24 protein-coding genes and 1 pseudogene are annotated in these 25035 nt (G+C 37.7%); 11 read left to right on the forward strand and 14 right to left on the reverse strand.

Translation table 11 applies throughout. The features are described 5' to 3' along the window. Nucleotides 1-777: 777 nt before the first annotated feature. Genes H4J46_RS11895 through H4J46_RS11905 form a run of 3 tightly spaced genes read right to left on the reverse strand, consistent with a single transcriptional unit; the run spans nucleotide 778 to nucleotide 2481 of the window. Entirely contained in the window at nucleotides 778-1329 is a 552-nt protein-coding gene (locus tag H4J46_RS11895; protein ID WP_182233724.1) for a DUF3833 domain-containing protein, read from the reverse strand. Beyond that, complete coding sequence (locus H4J46_RS11900) at nucleotides 1326-1979, reverse strand: chalcone isomerase family protein (RefSeq protein ID WP_182233725.1); 654 nt, start codon at nucleotides 1977-1979, stop codon at nucleotides 1326-1328. Before H4J46_RS11900 ends, H4J46_RS11895 begins: the two co-directional genes overlap by 4 nt. Next, the gene (locus tag H4J46_RS11905) at nucleotides 1969-2481 is read right to left on the reverse strand and encodes a DUF2878 domain-containing protein (protein WP_182233726.1); all 513 of its coding nucleotides are present in this window, start codon (nucleotides 2479-2481) and stop codon (nucleotides 1969-1971) included. Before H4J46_RS11905 ends, H4J46_RS11900 begins: the two co-directional genes overlap by 11 nt. A gap of 192 nt (nucleotides 2482-2673) precedes the next feature. On the opposite strand from H4J46_RS11905, the gene H4J46_RS11910 reads away from it, so the two are divergent. Together H4J46_RS11910 and H4J46_RS11915 are read left to right on the forward strand one after the other, a co-directional pair. Further along, the gene (locus H4J46_RS11910) at nucleotides 2674-3090 is read left to right on the forward strand and encodes a DUF3429 domain-containing protein (RefSeq protein ID WP_182233727.1); all 417 of its coding nucleotides are present in this window, start codon (nucleotides 2674-2676) and stop codon (nucleotides 3088-3090) included. Nucleotides 3091-3472: 382 nt separating this feature from the next. After that, a complete protein-coding gene (locus H4J46_RS11915; protein ID WP_182233728.1) occupies nucleotides 3473-4507 on the forward strand; it encodes a GGDEF domain-containing protein in 1035 nt (344 codons plus the stop codon). A 419-nt stretch (nucleotides 4508-4926) separates the two neighbouring features. On the opposite strand, the gene H4J46_RS11920 is transcribed toward H4J46_RS11915, so the two are convergent. The 6 genes and pseudogenes from H4J46_RS11920 to H4J46_RS11940 form a co-directional block, all read right to left on the reverse strand. Then, nucleotides 4927-5142: a TIGR02450 family Trp-rich protein gene (locus H4J46_RS11920; protein ID WP_182233729.1), complete on the reverse strand. Its 216-nt coding sequence runs from the start codon at nucleotides 5140-5142 to the stop codon at nucleotides 4927-4929. Next, on the reverse strand, nucleotides 5139-5405 hold the full coding sequence (locus H4J46_RS11925; protein ID WP_259365821.1) for a DUF3081 domain-containing protein: 267 nt from the start codon (nucleotides 5403-5405) through the stop codon (nucleotides 5139-5141). Before H4J46_RS11925 ends, H4J46_RS11920 begins: the two co-directional genes overlap by 4 nt. Further along, the gene (locus H4J46_RS11930) at nucleotides 5405-5674 is read right to left on the reverse strand and encodes a DUF6482 family protein (protein ID WP_182233730.1); all 270 of its coding nucleotides are present in this window, start codon (nucleotides 5672-5674) and stop codon (nucleotides 5405-5407) included. The genes H4J46_RS11925 and H4J46_RS11930 overlap by 1 nt, the downstream gene beginning before the upstream one ends. Before the next feature lie 185 nt (nucleotides 5675-5859). Next, a pseudogene (locus tag H4J46_RS17280) lies at nucleotides 5860-5931 on the reverse strand (glyoxalase); the annotation flags it as partial. A 360-nt stretch (nucleotides 5932-6291) separates the two neighbouring features. Next, nucleotides 6292-7977 (reverse strand): tetratricopeptide repeat protein, encoded by a 1686-nt coding sequence (locus tag H4J46_RS11935; RefSeq protein WP_182233731.1) that lies wholly within the window; start codon nucleotides 7975-7977, stop codon nucleotides 6292-6294. 1121 nt (nucleotides 7978-9098) lie between these two features. Continuing rightward, complete coding sequence (locus tag H4J46_RS11940; RefSeq protein WP_182233732.1) at nucleotides 9099-9602, reverse strand: lactoylglutathione lyase family protein; 504 nt, start codon at nucleotides 9600-9602, stop codon at nucleotides 9099-9101. A 106-nt stretch (nucleotides 9603-9708) separates the two neighbouring features. Between H4J46_RS11940 and H4J46_RS11945 the strand changes: the two genes are divergently transcribed. The 8 genes from H4J46_RS11945 (at nucleotide 9709) to H4J46_RS11980 (ending at nucleotide 17653) form a co-directional block, all read left to right on the forward strand. Continuing rightward, complete coding sequence (locus tag H4J46_RS11945) at nucleotides 9709-10581, forward strand: LysR family transcriptional regulator (protein ID WP_182233733.1); 873 nt, start codon at nucleotides 9709-9711, stop codon at nucleotides 10579-10581. 323 nt (nucleotides 10582-10904) lie between these two features. Further along, on the forward strand, nucleotides 10905-11786 hold the full coding sequence (locus tag H4J46_RS11950; protein ID WP_182233734.1) for a kinase: 882 nt from the start codon (nucleotides 10905-10907) through the stop codon (nucleotides 11784-11786). Continuing rightward, nucleotides 11783-12625, forward strand: coding sequence for an HAD-IIB family hydrolase (locus tag H4J46_RS11955; RefSeq protein WP_182233735.1), 843 nt, complete (start codon nucleotides 11783-11785; stop codon nucleotides 12623-12625). The genes H4J46_RS11950 and H4J46_RS11955 overlap by 4 nt, the downstream gene beginning before the upstream one ends. Before the next feature lie 13 nt (nucleotides 12626-12638). Next, complete coding sequence (locus H4J46_RS11960) at nucleotides 12639-13865, forward strand: glycosyl transferase (protein ID WP_182233736.1); 1227 nt, start codon at nucleotides 12639-12641, stop codon at nucleotides 13863-13865. Nucleotides 13866-13880: 15 nt separating this feature from the next. After that, nucleotides 13881-15629 (forward strand): alpha-amylase family glycosyl hydrolase, encoded by a 1749-nt coding sequence (locus tag H4J46_RS11965; protein ID WP_259365822.1) that lies wholly within the window; start codon nucleotides 13881-13883, stop codon nucleotides 15627-15629. Between the two features lie 59 nt (nucleotides 15630-15688). Next, entirely contained in the window at nucleotides 15689-16387 is a 699-nt protein-coding gene (locus tag H4J46_RS11970; protein ID WP_404851790.1) for a flavin reductase family protein, read from the forward strand. A 131-nt stretch (nucleotides 16388-16518) separates the two neighbouring features. Further along, the gene (locus H4J46_RS11975) at nucleotides 16519-16944 is read left to right on the forward strand and encodes a thiol-disulfide oxidoreductase DCC family protein (protein WP_182233738.1); all 426 of its coding nucleotides are present in this window, start codon (nucleotides 16519-16521) and stop codon (nucleotides 16942-16944) included. Further along, nucleotides 16907-17653 (forward strand): SDR family NAD(P)-dependent oxidoreductase, encoded by a 747-nt coding sequence (locus H4J46_RS11980; RefSeq protein WP_182233739.1) that lies wholly within the window; start codon nucleotides 16907-16909, stop codon nucleotides 17651-17653. The genes H4J46_RS11975 and H4J46_RS11980 overlap by 38 nt, the downstream gene beginning before the upstream one ends. 369 nt (nucleotides 17654-18022) lie before the next feature. On the opposite strand, the gene H4J46_RS11985 is transcribed toward H4J46_RS11980, so the two are convergent. Both H4J46_RS11985 and H4J46_RS11990 read right to left on the reverse strand, forming a co-directional pair. Further along, nucleotides 18023-18634, reverse strand: coding sequence for a CIA30 family protein (locus H4J46_RS11985; protein ID WP_259365823.1), 612 nt, complete (start codon nucleotides 18632-18634; stop codon nucleotides 18023-18025). 47 nt (nucleotides 18635-18681) lie between these two features. Beyond that, nucleotides 18682-19299 carry an HAD family hydrolase gene (locus H4J46_RS11990; RefSeq protein WP_182233740.1) on the reverse strand — a complete coding sequence of 206 codons (618 nt, stop codon included), beginning with the start codon at nucleotides 19297-19299 and terminating at the stop codon, nucleotides 18682-18684. A gap of 329 nt (nucleotides 19300-19628) precedes the next feature. Here H4J46_RS11990 and H4J46_RS11995 point away from each other — a divergent pair, with 329 nt between their 5' ends. Next, nucleotides 19629-22601, forward strand: a complete 2973-nt coding sequence (locus tag H4J46_RS11995) for an EAL domain-containing protein (protein WP_182233741.1) — start codon at nucleotides 19629-19631, stop codon at nucleotides 22599-22601. Nucleotides 22602-22719: 118 nt separating this feature from the next. On the opposite strand, the gene H4J46_RS12000 is transcribed toward H4J46_RS11995, so the two are convergent. From H4J46_RS12000 to H4J46_RS12010, 3 genes are all read right to left on the reverse strand, one after another. Then, on the reverse strand, nucleotides 22720-23427 hold the full coding sequence (locus tag H4J46_RS12000) for a pirin-like bicupin family protein (protein WP_182233742.1): 708 nt from the start codon (nucleotides 23425-23427) through the stop codon (nucleotides 22720-22722). Between the two features lie 112 nt (nucleotides 23428-23539). Then, the gene (locus tag H4J46_RS12005; RefSeq protein WP_182233743.1) at nucleotides 23540-24490 is read right to left on the reverse strand and encodes a glutathione S-transferase family protein; all 951 of its coding nucleotides are present in this window, start codon (nucleotides 24488-24490) and stop codon (nucleotides 23540-23542) included. Nucleotides 24491-24562: 72 nt separating this feature from the next. Continuing rightward, a complete protein-coding gene (locus tag H4J46_RS12010) occupies nucleotides 24563-25021 on the reverse strand; it encodes a DoxX family protein (RefSeq protein ID WP_182233744.1) in 459 nt (152 codons plus the stop codon). Between the last annotated feature and the right edge of the window lie 14 nt (nucleotides 25022-25035).

Below are 25035 nucleotides of genomic sequence, written 5' to 3' on the forward strand. Positions count from 1 at the left end.
CGAGCAATAATCTTTATAAATAATGAAAGGTTTCACGCTGTAAAAGTAAGAAAAGATCAAAGCAATGAGCAAAAAAAAGCCCCATCAAGAGTATGATGGGCAAAGAATCAAACAGGAAATACAACGAGCAATAGTCTTTATCAATAGTGGGAGGTTATACGCTGTAAAAGTAAAAAAAGATCAAAGAAATGAGCAAAAAAAAGCCCCATCTAGAGTCTGATGGGGCAAAGAGTCAAACAGGAAATACAACGAGCAATAATCTTTATCAATATTGAAGGGTTATACGCTGTAAAAGTAAAAAAAGATCAAAGCAATGAGCAAAAAAAAGCCCCATTAAGAGTCTGATGGGGCAAAGAGTCAAACAGGAAATACAACGAGCAATAATCTTTATCAATATTGAAGGGTTATACGCTGTAAAAGTAAAAAAAGATCAAAGCAATGAGCACAAAAAGCCCCATCTAGAGTCGGATGGGGCAAAGAGTCAAACAGGAAATACAACGAGCAATAATCTTTATCAATAATGAAAGGTTTTACGCTGTAAAAGTAAAAAAATATCAAAGCAATGAGCAAAAAAAAGCCCCATCAAGAGTCTGATGGGCAAAGAGTCAAACAGGAAATACAACGAGCAATAGTCTTTATCAATAGTGGGAAGTTATACGCTGTAAAAGTAAAAAAAGATCAAAGAAATGAGCAAAAAAAAGCCCCATTGAGGGGCAAAAGGTCATGCAGTAATTTTTCCAGATAGTCAACGCCAGTTATAACAATCAATTCAAGGTGTTATTGACAGCTTTTTACTGGTGATTCTTTATCAAAAAATAAAGTGATTTCAGCCACAGTAACACCAAACTTCTTCATTTTTGTTCGGTTAAAAACTCGGTACTCATCAATTCGATACATCCAATCGTCAAGTGACAACTGTACTTCTTCACCGTCTATTGGTACCAGTAACTCATATTGCCATTGAAAGGCAAAGCCCATTTGTTGACCAACAGCTTTGCCAACAACGTCTCCAGCACTACCCAAGTATTTACCCTGCTTTAATTTTGTTAGCTGCCAGTTACGAAAAGTGACTTCACCATCAGCAAAATAAAATACTTCTTTTAACACCCCTTCGTCACCTTGCCATTGGCCATCAAGCTCAACACAAAAACGCCGAGTCACTTTACTGGTGAAATCTTGCACCATGCCCCAAGCTATCGACTTGCCAGAAAAATATTGCTGTATATCAAGTTGAGGAGCAGTAGCTTGGTAATCTTCTAATTTAGTTGTACAGCTTGAAAGTACAAAGACCAAGCAAAAAAGTGCCGCTGATTTAGCATGTTTATTCATATACTATTCCCTAATAGCTGTTGTCGTAGTTTAGGCTCACTGGTGTTTTCATCTAACCAAATACGAAGAAATATCTTGGCAAAAGCTAAACTTTCAATTTCACCTATTTTTTGCCTATTCAAATAGAATACGCTTGTACCTTTTTGGCTTAACATCGACAAGCGATCTCCAGCATTAATATCTAGCCATATTTCTTCTAGTAAAGGCAAAAAAGCTAGATATTCATTTTCATTAAGCGATAGATGTTGCCATTGCGATACGGTGTTATCTATCAATTCTTTTTTACTGATATCGCGTAAGTAATGTATTTCAAACAATGCATGCTGACATAGATTACTAAAGGGTCTTTGGCCATCGGTAGTGAATAACGAGCTTTCATAAATATCCCAAAAAAAAATGGAGAACTTGGCTTGACCCAATAAGGTAAAGTGCTGCTCGGTAGTCAACTTTGTTAAGTCGCTAGCTATAATAGTTGCTTGATCAGAAACTTGACACTTCATCAAACCTTCATCACTGACGACTGCCACTTCACTAACGGCCGCCACTTCACTAGGGGTAACACTTTCAATCGGGTTATTCGCTAGCGCATTTAAAGAAAACAACCAGACTAATAGTGTAAGCGTAGACATAACATTGACATTAACCAACATAACTTTTTTCCTTTATCAGTAACCAACGACTTAGCGCAAACATAAATACCATTAAAGGGCCCCACAAACAGGCTAGTAATAAATAACTAGCCTGTACTGATAGTCCTAAACCAACTACAGCTAATTTTGCCCCGGCAAGATAACTGAGTGGTGCTGATATTGCGCCAACAACAAACTGCAATAGCTTCGAGTTGGCTAGAAAAGCTAAACTATGGCGTATGGTACTAGCGAAAAAAATCCACAAGGTAATAAGCCAAAAAGGAATACCCTCGGTACCTGGAAAAACAAAAAAACCTGAATAAACTAAAGCAAGGTCTAAGAAAATACCAAGTGTTGCCACTAAGGAGATTAATAATATTTCGTTTTTAGTGCTCTTAAAATACCAAAGCTGTACGCCAAAAAAAGTGGCTGCAATCGGAATAAATAAATTGCCAATAAAAACCAAACCAAGCCAAGCCAGATTGAAAGCGACTAAATTCCATAGTGGAGATTTAATTTTCATCACCTTATTCTCCATAACTTTATTCTCCATAACTTTATTATGATACCCTTGCCCTTATGCAAACTTAGTCAGTCGTACTTACATACGTAATAAGCTGCAAACAGGATTAGTCTGCTAAGGTTTTTTATGATCTATATTCTAAAAAATTTCGTATGCTGGACGATGAACATTGAACATTGAAAAGAGCTTACAATGCAAATGCAACAAACCTTAGGTTATTTAGGATTAGCCCCCTTCGTACTAGCACTAGTATCTGAAAGTTTCAGTCCTACATTATTTAATATCGCCGCCGAGCAGGTATTTATATTTTACAGCGCCATCATCTCTAGCTTTATCGCTGGCACACTGTGGCGCAAGCACAATGATAAATTAAGTATTAAATTACAGCTCTGCAGTAACATATTCAGTTTAGTTGCTTTTTTTGCGCTGCTACTGCCAAACTGTCTAGCACTTGTCGTATTAGCGGTGATTTACCCAGCGACTTTATGGTGTGAATACTACTTTGATCACGCTAAAAATGAACACAAGGCTTATTTACGCATGCGTCTTAACCTTACTACGCTGGTGGTAATAATACATATCATTGCGCTTCTCTTGTGGTGTACCTAGCCGAGCAGATATATAGATTCAGTTATATATGTTCAGAAATGAAAATAAAACTTAGCATTGCTATAAAATACTGTGCTAAATATAAAAACTCGCTCACTATGGCAGTAAATGATTAGTGAGCATATACTTAGTTAGCATGTACGGACAGTTTATCGTTAAAACTATCAACAAAACTCATCGCAAAGGTATGCTTAATCTAATGCAGGGCTTAATCTAATGCAGGGCTTGATATAGTAGAGGGTTACTATTTTTCTAAGCCTGTAAATTTAGAGTAATGATTGGATAATTGGGCTTTACACCAGAACAGAGTATTATTAGAGTCCTTGTCAGGGATGTAAATAATATTTTCCCTAAATTTGCATTAACTAAAAGTAGTATTTAAATGTATCATTCGAGTACAATTATCAACCACATAGCTGATTTCACATCTCAGCGTAATACAGATCTATTAGCTTTCAGTCTATTAAAAAGCGTTAATAGTATGATAAGTTGCTCATCAACAAAGATAATTACCATTGATAAAAAGAAAGATATTAGAGCTAACATTTCCTTTGAGAACAATCATTATACTGTTCATGACACCTCTATTGAGATAGATAGTGCGTTAAGACATAGTTTTGAGCACATGAATAACTCTTCTATGGCAGCCTTTACCTTAAAAACTAAAATCGGTTATTCAGTAATACATCTATTGCACCATGATAGGAAAACCGAGCAATTCTTAATCATTAATTTAGAAAAAAAAATGGCCAAAGAAAATGCTTATATTCTGTCAGGTATTCTTAGCATATACAGCAACTTTATTAAACTATTAAATGAATCTCAAACAGATGAATTAACCGGGCTTGCCAATAGAAAAACATTTGACTCTGCTATTTCAAGTGTTTTTAATGCGTACCCTCAAGAGTACGAAAAAATAGAAGATGAAAGAAGAGCACCGAATGAAATCATAGTTAAAGAGCAACATAAATATTGGTTAGTGATAATTGATATTGATGATTTTAAGCGTGTTAACGATGAATTTGGACACCTTTATGGTGATGAGATATTAATTCATTTAGCACAAATTATTCGTTCAAACTTTAGAAACGAAGATTTACAATTCCGTTTTGGAGGAGAAGAGTTTGTTATTCTATTAAGTGCTAATAACCAAATGGAATGCATGCAAATTCTAGAACGTTTCAGACGTAATGTGGAAGAATATCAATTTCCAAATTTAGATACAGTAACTGTTAGTCTTGGCGTAGTTGAATTTAAGAAAGAAACCTTTCATATAACGTCTATTGATTATGCGGATCAGGCTTTATATCAAAGTAAAAGAAGTGGTAAAAATCAAATTACTTTTTTTGAAAATATGCTGAGTCAAGGACTAGCTAAAAAATCTGACATTCAAGGTGGTAGCGTGGACTTTTTTTAAAAAATTTTAAAAAAAGATAAATAAGTGCCAATTAACTTCTATGCCAAACATAAATAATTTTTTTTAGGACCATCAAAGTGGACGTTTGAGTACCTTTTGGCACTAATCAATATGTTCTGACAGAGCAGTGCTGTGTAGTAATATCTGTTTTTTCATTTGCAATAGGGGCAAGCTAGATAGATTCATAATATTAATACCAGCGCTTCGTCAATATAGTTAAATATACTAAAGCTAGCAATAGACTGAGTTCAAATGGTGGAGGCGACGGTACTGTTGTTGATTAGCATATGTTTATATTGTAATAACTCGCTTATAAAATGAGTTATTCACATGATTGATTTAATATTTTTTGGTTTTAAAATATTAAATCATATCAGAAAAACACAAAATAAAGCGTCAACTAATCCGTTTGCCAAGACTTACTGCCAGCCAAAGCGCCAGAGCGTAGGCTGTTTTAAATCTCGCCAGTTTATTGAGTATGCATTATGATTAATAACAGCGGTGATAAGACACTCAATAACATTTTTCTGCTCATCAAATTCTACCTCAGTGATGACAAAATGCTTTTCTCGGTTTTCAACACTCACCTTGGTCCACTTACTATGCAACAATACTTTTGGATTTACTCTGTTCATGCTTTTGCAATCAATAATTTATTTACCTTAGATAAGAACACATCTAAAGTTTCTTGCTGCTCGAAATCAAAAGTATAACGACCATGAAACAACATGGTTAAGGTCAAGTCTTTATACCCTAAAAAACAAGTATAACCATCGAAGTCATGCCAAGCGGTTATACCTTGATACTCATAATTACCCTCAGTTTTGCTACCTTGGGTGGTGACTAAATTAAACACCTGTAATAAATCACTTAAGGCGACAGTATTATTTTTCATCATTAGCACAAGATCCTCTGACGGTAACGGCTTTTCTTTGATTGGCCACACATTTCATCAAAAGCACTATCCATCTCAAGCAGTGCAGAAAATATATTGTTGCCTCTTAAATACGCTTTTGCTTCGACGATAGAATTGACAACTTCTACCGAATTTTCTCCTAATCCAATAAAGTTATCACTTGAATCGATAACCCCGACTAAATAATGGGTAGCACCTGCAACAGCGATAATAATGGGTTCTGAAGAAGGTATTGAACTTGATTGTATCATAAACCTCCAATGGTCTAATGCTCGTATTAATCGCTCATGTTTATTAACCACTCATACGAGTTAAATAGCAATAAAGTTCAATATTGTTGACATTATATAGCCGTTCTACTTCAAGCTGAGCTTTTCTCGGCTTACCAACAGGTAACTAAGCTAAAAGTGGAAAGGCTATACACTAGAGATGCTTATTATTGATAAGCGCCTTGAGCATAAGTTAATTCATAACTATGGCTATAAATCTCAAGAATATTACCAAAGGGAATTGTTTCTTTACTTAAATCTATTAATTATTAAGTCTAAAGCTACCATTAATAAGTAACCTTATGAGGGCCTCTTAATGAAGATACTGTAAGAGCGACCTCATGCACTTGAGGAGCTAAATCACTGAGGTTTCCCTTCAGACATATCGTGCCCATTAGAGAGTGATAAGAACATCAATCTAATAGGAAATCTTGGCCACTACAAAGTTAATGGTGATGGTAGTTTGTTGAGTCTGGAAACCAAAAAAGCCTCAAACCTATTCAGTTAGTACAAAATTGAAAAATCTTTTTAGATATATCATTTTTTTCAATATGATATATCCACGCCAGCACTGTCTATATCCGTAAAGATTTAAAGAGTCAATTGCCTTCAGTAGTTTTTAATACAGCTATTTGGTTATTGCTAATTTTCTCATAAAGCTTTGTTGCTTCTTCTTGTGCCTCTTCTAGTTCTCTAAGTAATAAATTTTTAGCAGATAGGTCTCTATTTATTAACGCACCTTTGTGGCCATTAGCTGCTGCTATAGCATTCCAAATATAAGACTGTTTATTACTTTGCATAACACCCTTACCATTGAAGTATTTATTAGCAAGAGTATATTGAGCATTTACATCACCTTGCTCAGCCGCTTTTAGATACCACCTAACAGCTTGCTTATGGTCTTGTATAACGCCTTTACCATTTTCATACATGACACCAAGGTTATATTGAGCACCTGTAATACCTCGTGCTTCAGCTTTTAAATACCATTTAACAGCTTGTTTGTAGTCTTGTATTAAACCTATACCATTATAATACATAAGACCAAGATTAAATTGAGCATCTGCATAACCTTGTTCAGCCGCTTTTAGATACCAGTTAACCGCTTTTTTATACTCTTGTATAATGCCTTTACCATTATAATACATAAGCCCAAGATTAAACTGGGCATCTACATCACCTTGCTTAGCAGCCTGTAGATACCAGTTAGCCGCTTGTTTATACTCTTGTATAACGCCTTTACCATTATAATACATAAGCCCAAGATTAAATTGAGCATCTGCATCACCTTGCTTAGCTGCCTTTAGGTACCACTTCACGGCTTGCTTATGGTTTTGTATAACACCTTTACCACTTTCATGCATAACCCCAAGATTATATTGAGCACCTGCATGATCTTTTTCAGCCGCTTTTAGATACCACTTAACGCCTTGCTTATCGTCTTGTATAACGCCTTTACCCTTAGAATACATATGCCCAATCTTATACTCAGCACTTATTGCACCTTGCTCAGCAGCCTTTAAAAACCAATTAAAAGCTTGCTTGTCATCTTGTAATGCACCTATACCAATATGGTACATTTCCGCAAGAGTTAATTGAGCAATTGTATGACCTTGCTCAGCAGCTTTTAGATACCACTTAAGGGCTTCCTTGTAGTCTTGTATTAAACCTATACCATCATAGTACATAACCCCAAGATGTGATTGAGCATATTCATTCCCTTGCTCAGCAGCTTTTAAAAACCACTTACCGGCTTGTTTGGCGTTTTGTAATACACCCTTGCCACCCCATCGATACATAAGCCCAAGATTAAATTGATCATCTGCAGCGCCTTGTTCAGCAATCTTTAAACGCCAGTTAAAGGCTTGCTTATGGTCTTGTATAACGCTTCCAACTTCATTGTACATAAATACAAGATTTTTTTGAGCAACTACATCACCTTGTTCAGCGGCTTTTATATACCAATTAAAGGCTTGCTTATCGTCTTGTACAACACCTCTGCCCATATTATACATTAAAGCAAGATTAGATTGAGCCTTACTATGACCTTGTTCAGCAGCTTTTAAATACCACCTAGCAGCTTGCTTAAAGTCATTTAATACACCCTGAGCATTATTATACATAAGTCCAAGCTTAAATTGAGCCTCCACATCGCCTTTCTCAGCGGCTATGGTTGTTGACAGAAAATCATCTGCTTCATTAGCGCATAAATTAAAGGTGAGAAAACAGATTAATAAAGGAATTATTATCTTGATGTTTTTAAGGAGATTAGTAATAAAGTACACCTTTTAATCAAAATCAAAATCAAAATCAAAAAATAACATAAAATAACATAAAATAAATTGGTTAGTACCTTAATTTCATTAAACTAATTATCCTGATCAATCTAAATAACACCTAATGCACTAAAACATTGAATATTAACAGTATTAAATTAGATGATGATACTTAATAAACTTAAGAGTATTCGTAGTATATTTATAAATTAGAACTATTATTATAAGCTAAAAGTTTCAATAAAACGTTTATTGTGAAAGCATAAAATAACGTAATCGCAAAGACTATCGACTACCCCCCAACACATATGTCTGTTTATAATCAAACATAATAAATTGAGAATAACGGCAGAGGATGTAGTGGTGACCCATGTGTGGCTTTCTGATTAGTTGTTCCATCAAAAAAACACTACATAATTAAGATATGAACACTAAATGTCTAAGTCAGTCTGTGTTACCGTTTGAATTGCAGTCTAAACAGATAGCTATGACGATAATCAATCTTATTTCTATATATCTCGAATAAAGCGTTATCAGAAAAGAAATTACTTTCATTTATCCAAGCGGTTGTAAACTCCTTGTTGATTGACATATCAAGGATATGAGAATCCATAATATCAAATACTCTTATACGCTAGCGTTTATTACTTAAGGCGACAGTATTATTTTTCATCATTAGCACAAGATCCTCTGACGGTAACGGCTATTCTTTGATTGAGCACACATTTCATCAAAAGCACCGTCTATCTCAAGCGCTACAGAAAATATATTATTGCCTTTTAAATACGCTTTTGCTTTGACGATAGAATTGACAACTTCTACCGATCTTTATCCTAATCCGACAAAGTTATCACTTGAATCGATAACGCCAACTAAATAATGGCTAGCACCTGCAACAGCGATAATAATAGGGTCTAAAGAAGATAGTAAACTTACTTGCATAATAAACCTCCATTGGTATATTTCTCGTATTAATCGCTCATATTTATTAATAACAAGAAATATACAAATAATTAACAAAAGTTTGACCACAAGCTAACAAAAAATAAGAGTTAAATAGCAATACGAGTTAAATAGCAATAAAGTTCAACATTATTTACCTTACATACCCGTTCCACTAGAAATGCTTATTATTGATAAGCGCCTTGAGCATAAGTTAATTCATAACTGTGGCTGTAAATTTCAAGGATATTACCAAAGGGGTCTTCCATGTAAATCATACGGTAAGGTTTTTCACCTGGGTAATAGTAACGTGGCTCTGCCATACGTTTTTTACCACCGGCAGCGACTATTTTATCAACTAACTCTTCAAGATTTGGATCTTGCACGCAAAAGTGAAAGATACCTGTTTTCCAATATTCAAAGTTATTTTCTGGATTTTGCTGATTTTTGAATTCAAATAACTCGACGCCAATACGATCGCCAGTCGACATATGGGCAATTTTGAATTTATCCCAATTAGCACCAAAAACATCAGTGCACATTACGCCAATGGCACTGTCGTCTTCAATAACCTCTGTCGGTGCCATAATTAAATACCAACCTAAAACCTCAGTATAAAATTTAACAGCTTTTGCTACGCTCGGTACTGATATACCAATATGTGAAAATGTTCTTGGATAGGCTTTGCTCATTTTAATAACCTCTTTAATAACTTATTTTAATGTGATGGACAAAGTATAGACAATGTTATAAATTATGAAAAATTATCATTAGTTATTAAATTAAGTACGTTTTGTTATGATAAATCTTGTTTGGTTAAAGACTTTTTGCACATTGGTTGATGTTGGCCATTTCACTAAAACTGCTGACCGGCTTTTTATGACGCAGTCTGGGGTTAGTCAACAAGTAAAAAAGCTAGAGCAGCAGCTAAACATGCTATTACTGATGCGCGAAGGCAAGTCTTTTTCGCTTACCGACGCCGGCATAAAATTGCATCAACAAGGACAAAGCTTATTGCAAAGCTCAGCAGAGTTAGAAAAATCAATCCAACAAGATGATCCTTACATAGGTACAATAAAAATTGCCTCGCCTGGCAGTATTGGCTTAAAGCTCTATCCTTATATGCTCGATATTCAACAACAGCATAGGCAATTAGCCATCGACTACAAATTTGCGCCAAATAAAAATATTGAGCAAGACTTAACTGAGCGTAAAATCGATATTGGCTTGGTCACTGAGTTGAGTAAGGCGGCCACTATTATCAGCCAAAAAGTCGCGATTGAGCCACTGGTGCTAGTCACAGCAAATACAGTCAGTACCCTCACTTGGCAAAAACTAACCAGACTAGGCTTTGTCGGCCATCCTGACGGTGAGCACCATGCACAGGCGCTGCTCGGTAAAAACTATACTCAATTTGAACACATTAGCCAATTTGAGCACCAAGGGTTTTCTAATCAAATTAGCTTAATTCTTGAACCAGTTAGTCGCGGACTTGGTTTTACCGTTTTACCCTTATATGCTGCCAAAGCCTTTAGTAAACCAGAAAAAATAAAGGTGCATTTATTAGCACAATCGGTAAATGAAACCCTGTATTTGTGTCAGAACCGACACTCACTTGAAAACAACCGCAGTAAATATATTAAAAGCGCCATTATTAACTTTATCGCTTAGTGATCTTGCTTATTGAAACAAAGCCACTATCACTGATGTAATGCTAACTGATGAAATTAGATCAGTGAACATGGTTATATTTAATGCCGTACAGAACGAATGTATTCGCTCACAGCCATTGTTAAGCACAGTAGCTAATTGCACCAAAATAAAGCAATTTTTTTATTAACTGCCCTTTATGCCACATTTTCATTTTTTAAATTCATTAACAAAAATAAAATAATCATTATTTTACAATAGATTACAGCCTAAATTTAGTGACTAAAATAATGGCATAAGAGTTGATAGTATAATCATATTACTATTTAGATAAAGTAAAAATTATGCTCTCAACTTTTATTAAACACCACAAACTGCCTGAAAAATTTAGACTAACAGCACAAGAGCACTACCAACCGCTCGCCGAGCGAATATTCAGTCAGTTTACAGAAAATAATGGCGCTTATTTTGTCGGTATTAATGGCTGTCAAGGCAGCGGTAAATCAACACTGACTGATTTTATCGCTGAATATTTAGCCACCACCTATCAATTAAGCATTGTAGTGATGTCGTTAGATGACTTCTATTTCACCGGTAAAAAACGTCAGCAGCTTGCTGATGACATTCACCCGTTATTAGCAACTCGTGGTGTGCCTGGCACGCACGACATGACAATGTTAGCAAGTACCTTAACAAAGTTAAAAGCCCAGCAAACAGGGTTTGCTATCCCAAGGTTTAATAAAGCCACTGACGAACCATATCCTGAAGCACACTGGCCAATAGTTAAAAAGCCAGCAGACATTATTTTATTAGAAGGCTGGTGTTGGGGCGTAAAGCCACAAACTGACGAGCAATTAAAAGCCCCCGTTAATGAACTTGAACTCAAGCATGACAGCAAGGGTGAATGGCGCCATTATGTTAATCAACAACTTAAAAATAACTATCAACCTTTATATAAAACAATGAATTTCTGGTTAGCACTGCAAGCACCGTCATTCGACTGTGTTTACCAATGGCGCTTAGAGCAGGAGCAAAAATTGCAAGACAAAAATATGGGTTTACCGAATTCAAAAATAATGAAATCTGCTGGTATCTTAAATTTCACGCAATATTTTCAACGATTGAGTGTGCAAGCATGCCTGAGCATCTCACAGTCTGCTGATGCTATTTTTTACTTAGATTATGCAAGAAACATTTCAAAAACGCCCTTCATGGAAGGTCTATGAGTGCGACAAAAACCATTATTTTCAGTGATCTCGACGGCACGCTACTTGACCATTATAGCTATCAGTCAACGCCGGCAAATCAAACACTGCAACAGTTAAGCAAAGCCAACATTCCGGTGATCTTAAATAGCAGTAAAACACTGGCTGAATTAGTCATTATTCGCGCTGAACTCAAGCTTAATACACCCTTTATTATCGAAAATGGTGCTGCCGTTTACATCCCTATTAACACCTTTATTACCCAACCGGCAGATACAGAACTCATCGGTAACTATTGGGTAAAATCATTCTGTTTACCAAGGCAGCATTGGCTAAAATTGCTTAACGAGCACAGTAAAAAATTCCAGCCATATTTTCACGGCTTTTCAACCCTGTCAGCAGCAGCCTTATGCAAAATAACGGGCTTAGATTTAGCGCAAGCTGAACGGGCAAAGCAACGACACTACAGTGAGCCCGTAAAATGGTTAGGTGATAAAAGCACCAAAGAATCCTTTATCGAACATTTAGTTGCATTAGGCGCCAGTATTGTCCAAGGAGGACGCTTTATTCATGTCGGTGGTTATTGTGATAAAGGCCAAGCGCTCATTTGGTTAACCCAACAATATCGTGAATATTTTAGCCGCCACACGGTTTACACCATTGCCCTAGGCGACGGTGAAAATGACACGCCAATGTTAGAAGCCGCAGATATTGCCGTGCAAATACGCTCACCGGTGCACGACTTTCCGCCACTGTATCGACAATACAAAACCAGCCAAACCCAATTATATGGCCCCGAAGGCTGGGCAGAAGCGATTCAACAACTCTTAGCAAAACAACTAGGTTCACAAGCAACTTAATCTGAGGTAAATCATGGCTGACTTCTATCAAAATGGTACGGTAACAACATTACATAACTTGGCCCAGCGCAAACCAGAAAATATGGCCACTGAGTTACTAGCGTTTTCGAAAAAGCGTTCCTTAGGGCTCATTTTACCCTCGCTTTTTTCCGAGTTAGAAGGTAAAGCTTTACCCGATATTATTCATAAAATAAAAGAGGTAAAGTATCTATCTGAAATTGTTATCGGCTTAGACCGAGCAGATTTAGCGCAATACCAACAAGCGTTGTCATTTTTTTCTCAGCTACCTCAACACCATAGGGTCTTATGGAATGATGGCCCTAGACTACAAGCAATAGATGCAAAATTACAGGCCTTAGGTTTAGCACCAAAAGAGCTCGGCAAAGGCCGCAATGTTTGGTATTGCATGGGCTATATTTTATCCTCAGGTAAAGCCGAGTCCATCGCCCTTCATGACTGCGACATTCTCACTTATGAAACAGAGTTACTCGACCGACTACTGTATCCCGTGGCCAACCCATTATTTAACTATGAATTTGCCAAGGGGTTTTATGCCCGTGTTGCTGACGGAAAAATAAATGGCCGGGTTTCTCGCTTGTTGGTCACACCGTTGATCAAAGCGCTGAAAAAAACGGTTGGCCATTGCGACTACCTCGAATATATGGACAGTTTTTTGTATCCCTTAGCAGGTGAATTCTCCTTTCGACGCGATGTATTAAATGACATTCGTATTCCAAGTGATTGGGGTTTAGAAATTGGTGTATTATCTGAAATGTATCGCAACTATTCACCAAACCGCTTATGCCAAGTGGATATTGCCGCCACTTATGATCATAAGCATCAAGACTTATCGTTAGATAATACCGCTGGTGGTCTATCAAAGATGTCGATTGATATCAGCAAAGCTTTCATTCGTAAACTTGCCACTCAAGGTGAAACTTTCAGCGCTGAAAAATTTAGAACCTTAAAAGCAACTTACTATCGCATTGCTTTAGATTATGTTGAAACCTATCGCAATGACGCGATGATGAATGGACTGGAACTTGATATTCATAATGAAGAAAAAGCAGTAGAAATGTTCGCGCAAAATATTTTAACTGCAGGTAACACTTTCTTAGAAAATCCAATGGAAACGCCTTTTATTCCCTCTTGGAACCGTGTGGTGAGTGCTATTCCCGATATCTTATCTCAATTAAAAACCGCCGTAGAGTTAGACAACGCAGAATTTAATCAAACATAAGGGAAGATGTCGCCAATGCCAACAAAAATTGAACCGTTAAAAAACAAGTTAATTCAACAGCTTTCAACTATTTATCACGAGGTAGCACTTGAGCAATCAACGGATGATATTGCCGATGCGCTGATGGAAATTATGCGCTTACCAAGCGAAGTACTGACGCCAACACCTTTTAGCAATCATTGGTCAGAGGCAGACATTGTCTTAATTACCTATGGTGATAGCATCATAAAAGCAGCTCAGCCACCGTTACAGACTTTAAAAGTATTTTTAGATAATCATCTAAAAAACACTATCAACAGTGTACATATATTGCCATTTTTTCCATATAGCTCTGACGATGGTTTTTCGGTCATTGACTACTCCTCGGTTAATGAGTCACTGGGAACATGGCAAGATATCACTGAAATAAGTCAAGCTTATCAACTGATGTCAGATCTTGTGATTAATCATTGCTCAAGCCGCAGTGTTTGGTTTGATAACTTCATCAAAGGCGAAGGAACCGGGCATGATTTTTTCTTTACCGCGCAGTTAGATGATGATTTATCTGTGGTGGTGCGACCACGAACATCACCCTTACTAAAAGAAGTGATCACCGGCAAAGGGCAAAAATTTGTCTGGTGTACCTTTAGCCACGACCAAGTCGATTTTGACTTTCGTAACCCCGAAGTATTAAAAGCATTTGCTGCAATTATTCGGCAATATCTTGATAGCGGGGTGAAAATATTTAGGTTTGATGCCATTGCCTTTATATGGAAAATTGTTGGCCGCGATAGTATCAACCTCCCTCAAACTCATGAAATTGTGCGCTTATTGCGCACCTTAATTGAATCTGCAGACCCGCAAGCAATTATCATTACTGAAACCAATATTCCTAACACCCAAAACCTTACCTACTTTGGTAACGCTAATGAAGCGCACGGTATCTATAACTTTTCACTGCCTCCCTTACTCATAAACACTTTACTAACCGGTAATTGTTTATATTTAAAACGCTGGCTAATGAGCATGCCACCTTCACAAGACGGCACCCTGTATTTCAACTTTATTGCCTCACATGACGGCATTGGTCTGCGTCCAGCAGAAGGATTATTAAGTGACACTGAGCTTGATAGTTTAATTCATACTGTTGAGAGCTTTGGCGGTAAAATTTCATGGCGAACCTCAAACACTGGCGAGCAAAAAGCTTATGAAATGAATATTGCCCTTTATGATGCTCTACAAGGAACGGTTGCAGGTAAAGACCAATGGAACTTTGAACGCTTTATTTGTGCACATGCTGTTATGTTTGCCCTTGAAGGTATACCCGGGATTTATATTCACAGCATGCTAGGAACACAAAACGACTATAAAAAATTGACCAACACGCATAATAACCGCTCAATCAATCGCCATCGTTGGCATGAAGAGGCCCTAGAGACCGCATTGGCTGATAGTAGTTTACATCATGCAAAAGTGCTTTTAACCTTAAAAACATTGTTAAATATTCGCATTAGACAACCCGCATTTCATCCCAACGCCACCCAATTTACTTTACATTTAGGCTTACAGTTATTTGGTTTCTGGCGACAAAGCCAAAACAGAAAACAAAGTATATTTTGTGTCAGTAACGTCTCAGACCAAGCTATCACCTTGCCATTAAGCGAACTTAATTTGATCGTTACAGAAGCTTGGATAGAATTAATCACAGGGGCAAAAATTACCGAGTTAAGCCAAGAGATAATATTATCTCCTTATCAAACCGTATGGATAGCTAACAAAAGTTGATAAGTTCAAACCTGATAATTTTAAGTGCGTTGAGTGATCGCAAACCTACCTAATTACGTATGAAAGATACACAAGTTAACTTATATGACAGCACTTACATGCAATATATTATCAATCACGACGAACTGGTTAGTATGGAACCTCGCTATAGAGCACAGGTTATCAACAGCTTGTCTGGTTTTAAAAGTGCTAATCTTATTGGCACCCGCGACGAGCAAAATATCAATAACTTGGCTATGTTTAGTTCAGTATTTCATCTTGGGGCTTCACCGGCTTTAGTGGGTTTTATTTCACGCCCCGACAGTGTTAACCGACACACGTTAAGCAATATTCAGCAAACTAAACAATTTACGATTAACCAAGTGAATGAAAGCTTTTGGCAAGCAGCTCATCAAACCTCTGCACGCTACGGCAATGACGAGTGTGAATTTAAACAAACTGGATTAACACCACATTTTATTGATGGAGTTAATGCGCCATTTGTGCAAGAAAGTCGACTTAAATATGCTTTAACGCTAAAAGAAATAGTGCCAATAGAGCTCAATAACACGGTATTAGTTATCGGCGAAATAACTGATATCCTCTGTGAACAAGACGCGATTAAAAGTGATGGTTACATTGATATTGAGTCATTAAATACCGTCATGGTTTCCGGGCTCGACAGCTATCACACCAGTAAACGATTATCGCGTGTTAGTTATGCAAAGCCTGATGAATCGCAACAAAAACTTTCAGTCGATGGTCAAGCAGAAAAGTAATCGAGCTAAGCATTAATCTGATGTTAAGCGTGTTAAAGGTAGAGTAAAAATCACCTCGTTATGCCAACTTAATGTATTGAGATTTTTCCGAGGCTTAAATGCCATATATAGTAACTTTTAGGGCTAATTTAATGTTAACAATATTTTATGATGGTAACTGCCCATTATGTGCCACAGAAATGGCTCAGTTAAAAAAACATGATCAAAACGATTTAATAAGTTTGGTAGATATTCACCAAGAAAATTTTGCTACGCTCCACCCTAGCGTTAGTTTTGATGGCGCAATGAAAATATTGCATGGCCATTACAACGGGCAAGTTTTACTGGGGCTAGCTGTTACACACCGAGCATGGACTTTAGTTGGCAAAGGCTTTTGGGTTGCACCACTTAATTGGCCAGTCATTAAAACTTTCAGTCATTGGGTCTATTTAGGCCTAGCTAAATATCGTCACCCAATTTCAGCGCTACTCGCCAAACTGTTTAGTATTAAAACCACTCACTGCAATTCAGGAACTTGTCATGATAACCCAACAAACACTGATCATCGGCGCAAATAGCGATATTGGCCAAGCCATTGCTGCGCAAATACAAGCTTCAGAAAATACTGGCTTAATACTTATTAGTCGGGACTTAGCGCAGCCTAATCCTGTTGCTAGTGACTTGACAGCCGCTAATGTGACAAAAATTAGTCTTAAAGACTATCAAGCAGAATCAATCGACCAAGCGGTCGCAGAATTATCTCAGCACAAGCATGTGCCAATAACACGGGTATTTGTCTGTAACGGCATACTGCATAATGATCATATTCGTCCAGAAAAACGTTTAGAAGACTTCAATGCACAAGCCTTTATTGAAATTATGACCGCAAATTCTCTCACACCAATGTTGTGGATACAAAAATTAACCCCTTTATTGACCGGGAAGTCACCCTGCAAATTCGTGCTATTTAGTGCCCGAGTAGGCAGTATCAGTGAGAATCGTTTAGGAGGTTGGTATAGTTATCGCGCGTCGAAGGCGGCATTAAACATGATAGTTAAAACTGCATCAATAGAGTTAGCCCGTAGAGCCAAAAACATAAAGCTAATCGCTTTTCATCCAGGTACTACTGATACGCCATTATCAAAACCGTTTCAAAAAAATGTTCCAGCTAATAAACTTTTCACTCCAGAGTTTGTCGCCAAACAACTGCTAGACATTGTTGAGCACACTGCGTTAGACCAAACAGCAAGCTATCTCGATTGGCAGGGAGAGTCTATCAATTGGTAGTCTTAAGTAAAGGCTATGACAATACCTAGTCAATAGCATCACTGCTAGGTATTGTGCTCAATAGGATCAACACTCGTTACTGCTGCTATTAGGTTTCTCACAAGCTTTCTTTGTTAGAATCAACAGGAAAGCTTGATTAAGTCATTGATAAATAATTAATCAGCCGTTGTTTATAAAGCAATTAGTTATCTTTGAGTTAGAGTTCTATTTAACTGGTTTTTTCTAAACTCTGTAACTATGGTAGTTACACACTGGCAGTTTAGTCGGAATACGCTGTAAACTGAGCGTTAGCGTGTAAAGCTCAGATTATAAATACTTAATTACACCCTAGTAATAGAAGCAACCTATAAGCCAAAGCCATAGGCTAGTTTATTGAAAAGACATACTAGCAATAACTAAAGAGAATTCGCCACCGACTTTACTAGTCACTAGAAAACCCACTTCACGAATTTTTTCAGATTTTAGTACCGGCGCATTGGGTATCTCGCGGCCTCGAAATGATGCTTGAAAGTCAGCCAGTGTAAAACTTAGTTGTGTTTTTTGGCCTGCCACCGTATCGAAACTCTGTTTATAAGCCATACGATAACCGTCAAGGTTAACAATCATTCTTAATTGATAAGTCAGTCCATCACCTTCAATATCTATTGTTACGGTTTCAAGCGCTTTAACTAAGGACTCGACTGGCCGAAATACTGAGCTGAAACCACCGTTATTAGCAAGTGATATATCACCTGAAAATATCGCTTTGTCCGCTTGTAATGAAATCTGACCTTGAGATTGACCTCCCATGACACCGTCATTAGTAATGCGCCAACTATCAAGGCTTTTTAGCTCAGTAAAATTAATCATAAGGGCAGACTCTTTTTTAGCCATAGCATGAAGCTGCTTATCTTGCTTGGCCTGTATTTGAAGATCAGTGCTAGCAAGGCTATAACCAGCAAAAACAGTAGATAATAAAAGTGTATAAATGTTAACTCGCATTAGGCTTGCGCTCCTATTCTTGACTGGTGAATGTTGAGTGATAAACTTTAGCCAGAAACACCAGCAGCCTCACCCGTAAAAATTTGCCTAATAACCTCACTTAACTCGGTTAGTTCGTTCACTACAATATTCGCTAAGTTGGCATAATCAGGCGTTTCGCCATGTGTAACCAGACACGACATAGTATTAGCATTTTTTGCGGCTTGTAGATCGTATAAATAGTCACCGACATATAATAAATTTTCAGCAGGTGCTTGCCATAATTGTGCTAAGTGCAATAAAGCATCAGGCGCAGGTTTAGCCTTGTGATCGGCCCTAGTTAATAGCAGGGTAATAGCAATATTATTATTTTGCATTTTTATCAAAGCCGCTTGACGACAGTTTCGCGTAACAATAGCACAAGGTATATCCAATTCAGACAATAGCGCTATAAGTTGGTCAGTGCCGAGCAGTTTTTTCGCATTAAGCGCGTCACTAACTTCAAATTCAACCAACGAGCTATTGGCATGCATCTGCTGCTCTGTTGGCAAAGCATCAACAAAATCTAATAAGTCGATATCTTTTGCGCAACCTAAATATGCTCTTATTTCTTCAAAATTTAAAGATGAAGAAACTAAAGTATTATCTAAATCAAATATAACGCCTAATAATTTCTGAGCTAACAATGTTCAATCACTCCTATTTTTTTTATAATCCATTCATCAGAACGGTGAATTAACTTTACCCTTAATTAAACTACAGCTAACGAGTATTTATTTAACTAGAGCTAAATACGCAAAAAAATGAAATTAAGATCAAACTGTCCCCGCTTTAGCTCTACAACTCAGACGATAAAATTAATAAACACTCTTTTAATAGCAAATATTTAACTATCTTTTAGCTAACTTATATACCACAGTACAAGTATTCACTTTTGTATCAAATGCCATGTAGAGCGTGTATATTACCGAAAAATCCCGCTAAATATTCATGCCATGCCTGAGGTTTAATATTAATGAATCACGACTATAACGGTATAACTGTTGCAGCGCTCACAACCACTTATGATCTCAAATTAGTCTTTCTATCCATGGTAATTGCCATGTTAGCCTCATTCACTGCTTTTGGCATAGTTGAACGAAGTGTGTCGAATTCCCAACAAAGTCAGAAAATATTATGGAATTTATTTGGTGCTTTAATGATGAGTCTCGGTATTTGGGCAATGCATTTTATTGCCATGTTATCGTTGACATTTCCAATACCGGTTAGCTATGACGTAGCCACAACTATGGTATCTATTCTACCAGTAACTTTTGCCTCTACTATTGTCCTGTGGTTGATGACACTAAAAACATTTAGTTATTATCGATTATTAATTGGTGGGCTGTTGTTAGGTCTAAGTATTGGCCTTATGCATTACATAGGCATGACCGCCATGAGATTACAAGCCGTAATGGTTCATGATATAACTTTAGTTTATTTGTCGATCTTGATTGCGGTAATCTTGGCTATGGCGGCACTAAAGATACAGTATCGTGCTATTAATCAAAACCGATATCAATTTATAACTAAAAAACATTTAGTGAGTGCTGTGGTAATGGGATTGGCATCTTCGAGTATGCACTATAGTGCGATGACAGCCGTGCACTTTATTCCGCAAACTACAGATCAAGTCATAGATGCAGTCCCTCCCACCACATTAGCCTTAATTGTCACTGTGGTGATTTTAGTGTTATTACTGCTTACTATGCTCATTCCGCACTTACTAAGGTACAAACAACTAGTCAACCACTTAAACGCAGAAGTGCTAGTTCAAACAGAAATTTTACATGAACTTGATCACCGGTCTAAAGCACAAACAGAACAAAAAACTCAAGCGGTCAAAGCTGCTCAGGCTGCGCTCCTAGCACAAAAAGCAGCCATGGATGAACATTCGCTAGTGTCGATTACTGATGTTAAAGGCACGATTAACTATGCCAATACCAAATTTTGTACGGTCAGTGGTTATAGTCAAGAGGAACTCATTGGCGCCAATCACAGCCTGCTTAATTCTAAGCAGCAACCAAAAGACTATTGGCGTGAGATGTATTTAATTATCTCTAAAGGCGGCTTCTGGAATGATGATATCTGTAATCTTGCCAAAGATGGACAAGAGTATTGGGTTAATACCACTATTATACCCTTGTATGTAAACGAAAAGCTTAGTGGTTATACTTCAATTCGTACCAATATTACTGAGCATAAAAAAAGTGAGAAAAAGCTTAAACTTGCCAATGAAGAGAAAGATAAACGCGCAGCTGAGCTAGCCCTTGCCGCTATTGTATTTTCTCACACTCGTGAAAGCATTATAATCACTGATGCGAGTACGAGCGTAATCAAAGTCAACAATACCTTCACTGAAGTCACCGGTTACTCACGTCAAGAGGCAGTTGGTAAGAACCTACGCTTCTTTCAATCAGACAGTCAGTCAGCTGAGTTCTATACTTTGATGTGGCAAGCCGTTAACACCAAAGGCTATTGGGTTGGTACCATTTGGAGTCGTCGTAAAAATGGTGAAGTATGTCCAGAAAACCTGACCCTAAGTGCGGTGAAAAATGCGGCTAGCGAAGTCAGCCATTATGTTGCACTCTATTCTGACATTACAAAGCTTAACAAAACCCATCAAAGTCAACTGCAGCAGATGGCTCATTACGACGACTTAACCGATTTGCCCAATCGCACATTACTTGCTGAGCGCCTGAACCAAGCTATATTACAAAGCAATCACCAGCATAACTCCCTCGCTGTAGCATTTCTAGATTTAGATGATTTAAAGACTGTTAATGATGCCCATGGCCATCATGTCGGTGATGAACTGTTAATTATTATCTCACTACGCATGAAAGAGGCGTTACGTGAGGGCGATACACTTGCCCGTATAGGTGGTGATGAGTTTGTCTTGGTATTAACCGATTTAGAAAAAACTGAAGAGATTAGCAAGATATTAGAGCGTTTACTGCTGGCGGTTTCAGAGCCAGTAATAGTTAATGATCTGGTATTAAATGTCTCTGCTAGCATAGGTGTTACCCAATATCCTCAAGATGATGCCGATGCAGAAATACTTATCCGTCATGCCGACCAAGCCATGTATATGGCGAAAAAAGTGGGTAAAAATTGTTATAAATTGTTTGATAGCGCCCTCGATGACGCCGTTAACCTTGAACAGGAAAACATCAACAATATCAGTGCAGCACTCGATAAAGGTGAGTTAGTTTTGTATTATCAACCGAAAGTCAATATGTCTACGGGTGAAGTAGTAGGTGTAGAAGCGTTGATCCGCTGGCAAGATCCTGTCCGTGGTTTAGTGCCGCCACTAGATTTTTTACCGCTAATAGAAAACCACGCTACTAGCCTTGAGATAGGTGAATGGGTTATCGATAGCGCGCTGAGCCAAATAAGCCAGTGGCAAAGTATCGGAGTTACTGTCCCCATTAGCGTTAACATCAGTGCTTATCAGCTCCAACAAATTGATTTTGTTGCACGCTTGACCACATTATTGGCTGCACACCCTGATGTGTCACCGCATTTATTGGAACTAGAGGTATTAGAAACCAGCGCATTAAATGACATCAACTATATTATAGCGACCATGAAATCTTGTATCAGCCTTGGTGTGCAGTTTGCCCTAGATGATTTTGGTACTGGGTATTCCTCACTAACTTATCTCAGGCGCCTACCCGCTAGCCAGATCAAAATAGATCAGAGTTTTATACGCGACATGCTCAATGACCCCGAGGACTTAGCCATTGTTAAGGGGGTTGTTAGTTTGGCGAAAGCCTTCCAACTTGAGGTGATCGCAGAAGGGGTAGAAACTATTGAGCATGGCACTGAATTATTACAACTGGGTTGTAAATTAGCACAAGGTTACGGCATTGCAAGGCCAATGCCCGCCAGTGAAGTGCTAGTATGGCTGGACAGTTGGAAGCCTGATAGCGCTTGGCTGTCCTAAAAAATATACTTTAATTATTTCTGGCAATAGTTAGGCTTTACAATCTAGCGAACACCTTGCTTTTTAGTGATTATAACCGTTTCATTAATTAGCGGGTCTACTTTATATGCAGGAAAAACTAATCGATAGTATCGATAATAATCACTTCACAGTCGGTAGCAGCGCTGAGTAAAATAACATTGGACTGGGTAACTTCCAGCCCATCGCCCTTGTTCACCGTTACCGTTTTTAAGCTGTCTGCTACTTTAAACATACCATCAGAGGCTAAAATATAAGCTTGATGGCTTATTTTATGTTCAATAACGGTTCCTTTAGCTAGTTTTCCACCATAGATTCGCGTTTCTTGGTTAAGAAACAATGCCTTACTTTTATCTTCTGGATAACCTGAAACTAACAACGTCAGCTCTGAGCCATACTCGCTAGGAAATTTTTTACTTTCCCAGCGAGGTGTTACGTTATCTTTATTGCTTTCAAGCCAAATTTGATAGAAAGTTAACGGTTTATTCGTTCGGTTATATTCTGAATGCACGATCCCCGTACCTGCACTCATCACTTGTACTTCACCTGCTTTAGTTATGCTTTTATTACCTGTGCTGTCTTGATGAGTAATAGCACCTGAGCGAATAAAACTAATAATTTCCATATTACGGTGTGGATGCGAAGGAAAGCCCATACCGGCTTCGACCCAGTCGTCATTGACTACGCGTAGTTTTCCAAAGCCCATACGTGTTGGATTATAGTAATTAGCAAAACTAAAGTGATGGGTAGACTTCAGCCAGCCGAAGTTAGCTTTGCCTAAACTTTTATAGGGATAATGTTTGATCATGGTCTTTCCTCAGCACTCATTGAATAAAACCGTGTAACTCATGGCTTTGGTAATACATTTTTAGCGCTATAAAGCTATATTTGTTAGTTAAACGATTAACACTTTTTAGCTCTTAATATTGACGGTCTCTATCGTGTGGCGCATCAAAGTGTTGACTCGCACCTAAAGGGACAATACGAGTAGGGTTAATCGTTAAATGACTCGCGTAGTAATGGATTTTAGTGTATTCCAGATCAACCGTTCCTTTCACACCAGGCATTTGATAAAGCTCATTAACATAATTACTAATATGATGAAACTCAATCAGTTTTTCGCGATTACACTTAAAGTGACCATGATATACCGCATCAAAACGAATCAGGGTAGTAAACAAACGCCAATCAGCTTCAGTCATGTTTTCACCCACGAGATAACGCTGTGTTGATAAAAGATCTTCTAACCAGTCCAAACTAGCAAACAAGGCCTGGTAAGCATTATTATAAGCGACTTGTGTGGTGGCAAATCCTGCTTTATAAACCCCATTATTAATGCTGTCATAAATACGGGCGTTCACGGTTTCTATTGCTGCTCTTTGAGCAAGCGGGTAGTAATCATCGACGTTACTCGTTAATTCATTGAATGCTGAATTAAACATTCTCATGATTTCAATTGATTCATTATTAACAATAGTTTGGGTCTTTTTGTCCCATAAAATAGGGACAGTAACACGGCCTTGGTAACTGGGATCTGCTTTTAAGTATAACTGGTAGGCATAATTTAACTGATAAAGCGGATCACCTTCCTCACCAAACTCCCAACCATTCTCCATCATAGCGGCTTCTACAACACTGACCGAAATAACATCTTCGAGTTGCTTTAATTGGCGAAATATTAGGGTTCTATGTGCCCAAGGACAGGCCAATGAAACATATAAATGATAACGACCTGCCTCGGGTTTAAATTGACTATTTTCTGTGGCTGAAATTTGACTTCTAAAACGACTATCTTGACGAACAAATTGTCCTTTACTTTTATTGGTGTCATACCATTGGTCGACCCATTTACCGTTAACAATTAATCCCATAATAAACTCCTAAATTTTTTTCTTTAGCCAATAGCATCGCTAATGCCTGTGATAAAAGATGGTAAGCGTCAGTTAAGCATTTTTGTTTAACTGACGATAAGCTGCGTTATCTATTGAGTATTTACCGCCGCCTTGAATAAATAAGGCAAGAGTCATAGCTAATAGCGCTAAAGCAAATTCATAGCCATTGTTACTGATAAATAAGCCACTCGTTATATGCACACTAAAAATGGCAACTATCATGGTAACGGCTAAAACAAAACTTGTCGGTCTAGTAAGAAAACCAACGATTAGTAACAAACCACCAAAAAATTCAGCACTACCGGCCAGCAATGCCATTAAAAATCCTGGTGTAAGCCCTATCGATTCCATCCACTGGCCTGTACCGTCTAGGCCATAACCACCAAACCAAGCAAATAATTTTTGCGCACCGTGAGCGCTAAAAATAAGCCCTGCGATTAATCGTAGTGGTAACTGTGATAAAGATTGCTCAGTTTTAGTGATGTTATTAATGATACTTGTAATTGCCATGATAAATGCCTTTG

The organism is Colwellia sp. MB02u-6 (assembly GCF_014077095.1).
GTDB lineage: Bacteria > Pseudomonadota > Gammaproteobacteria > Enterobacterales > Alteromonadaceae > Cognaticolwellia.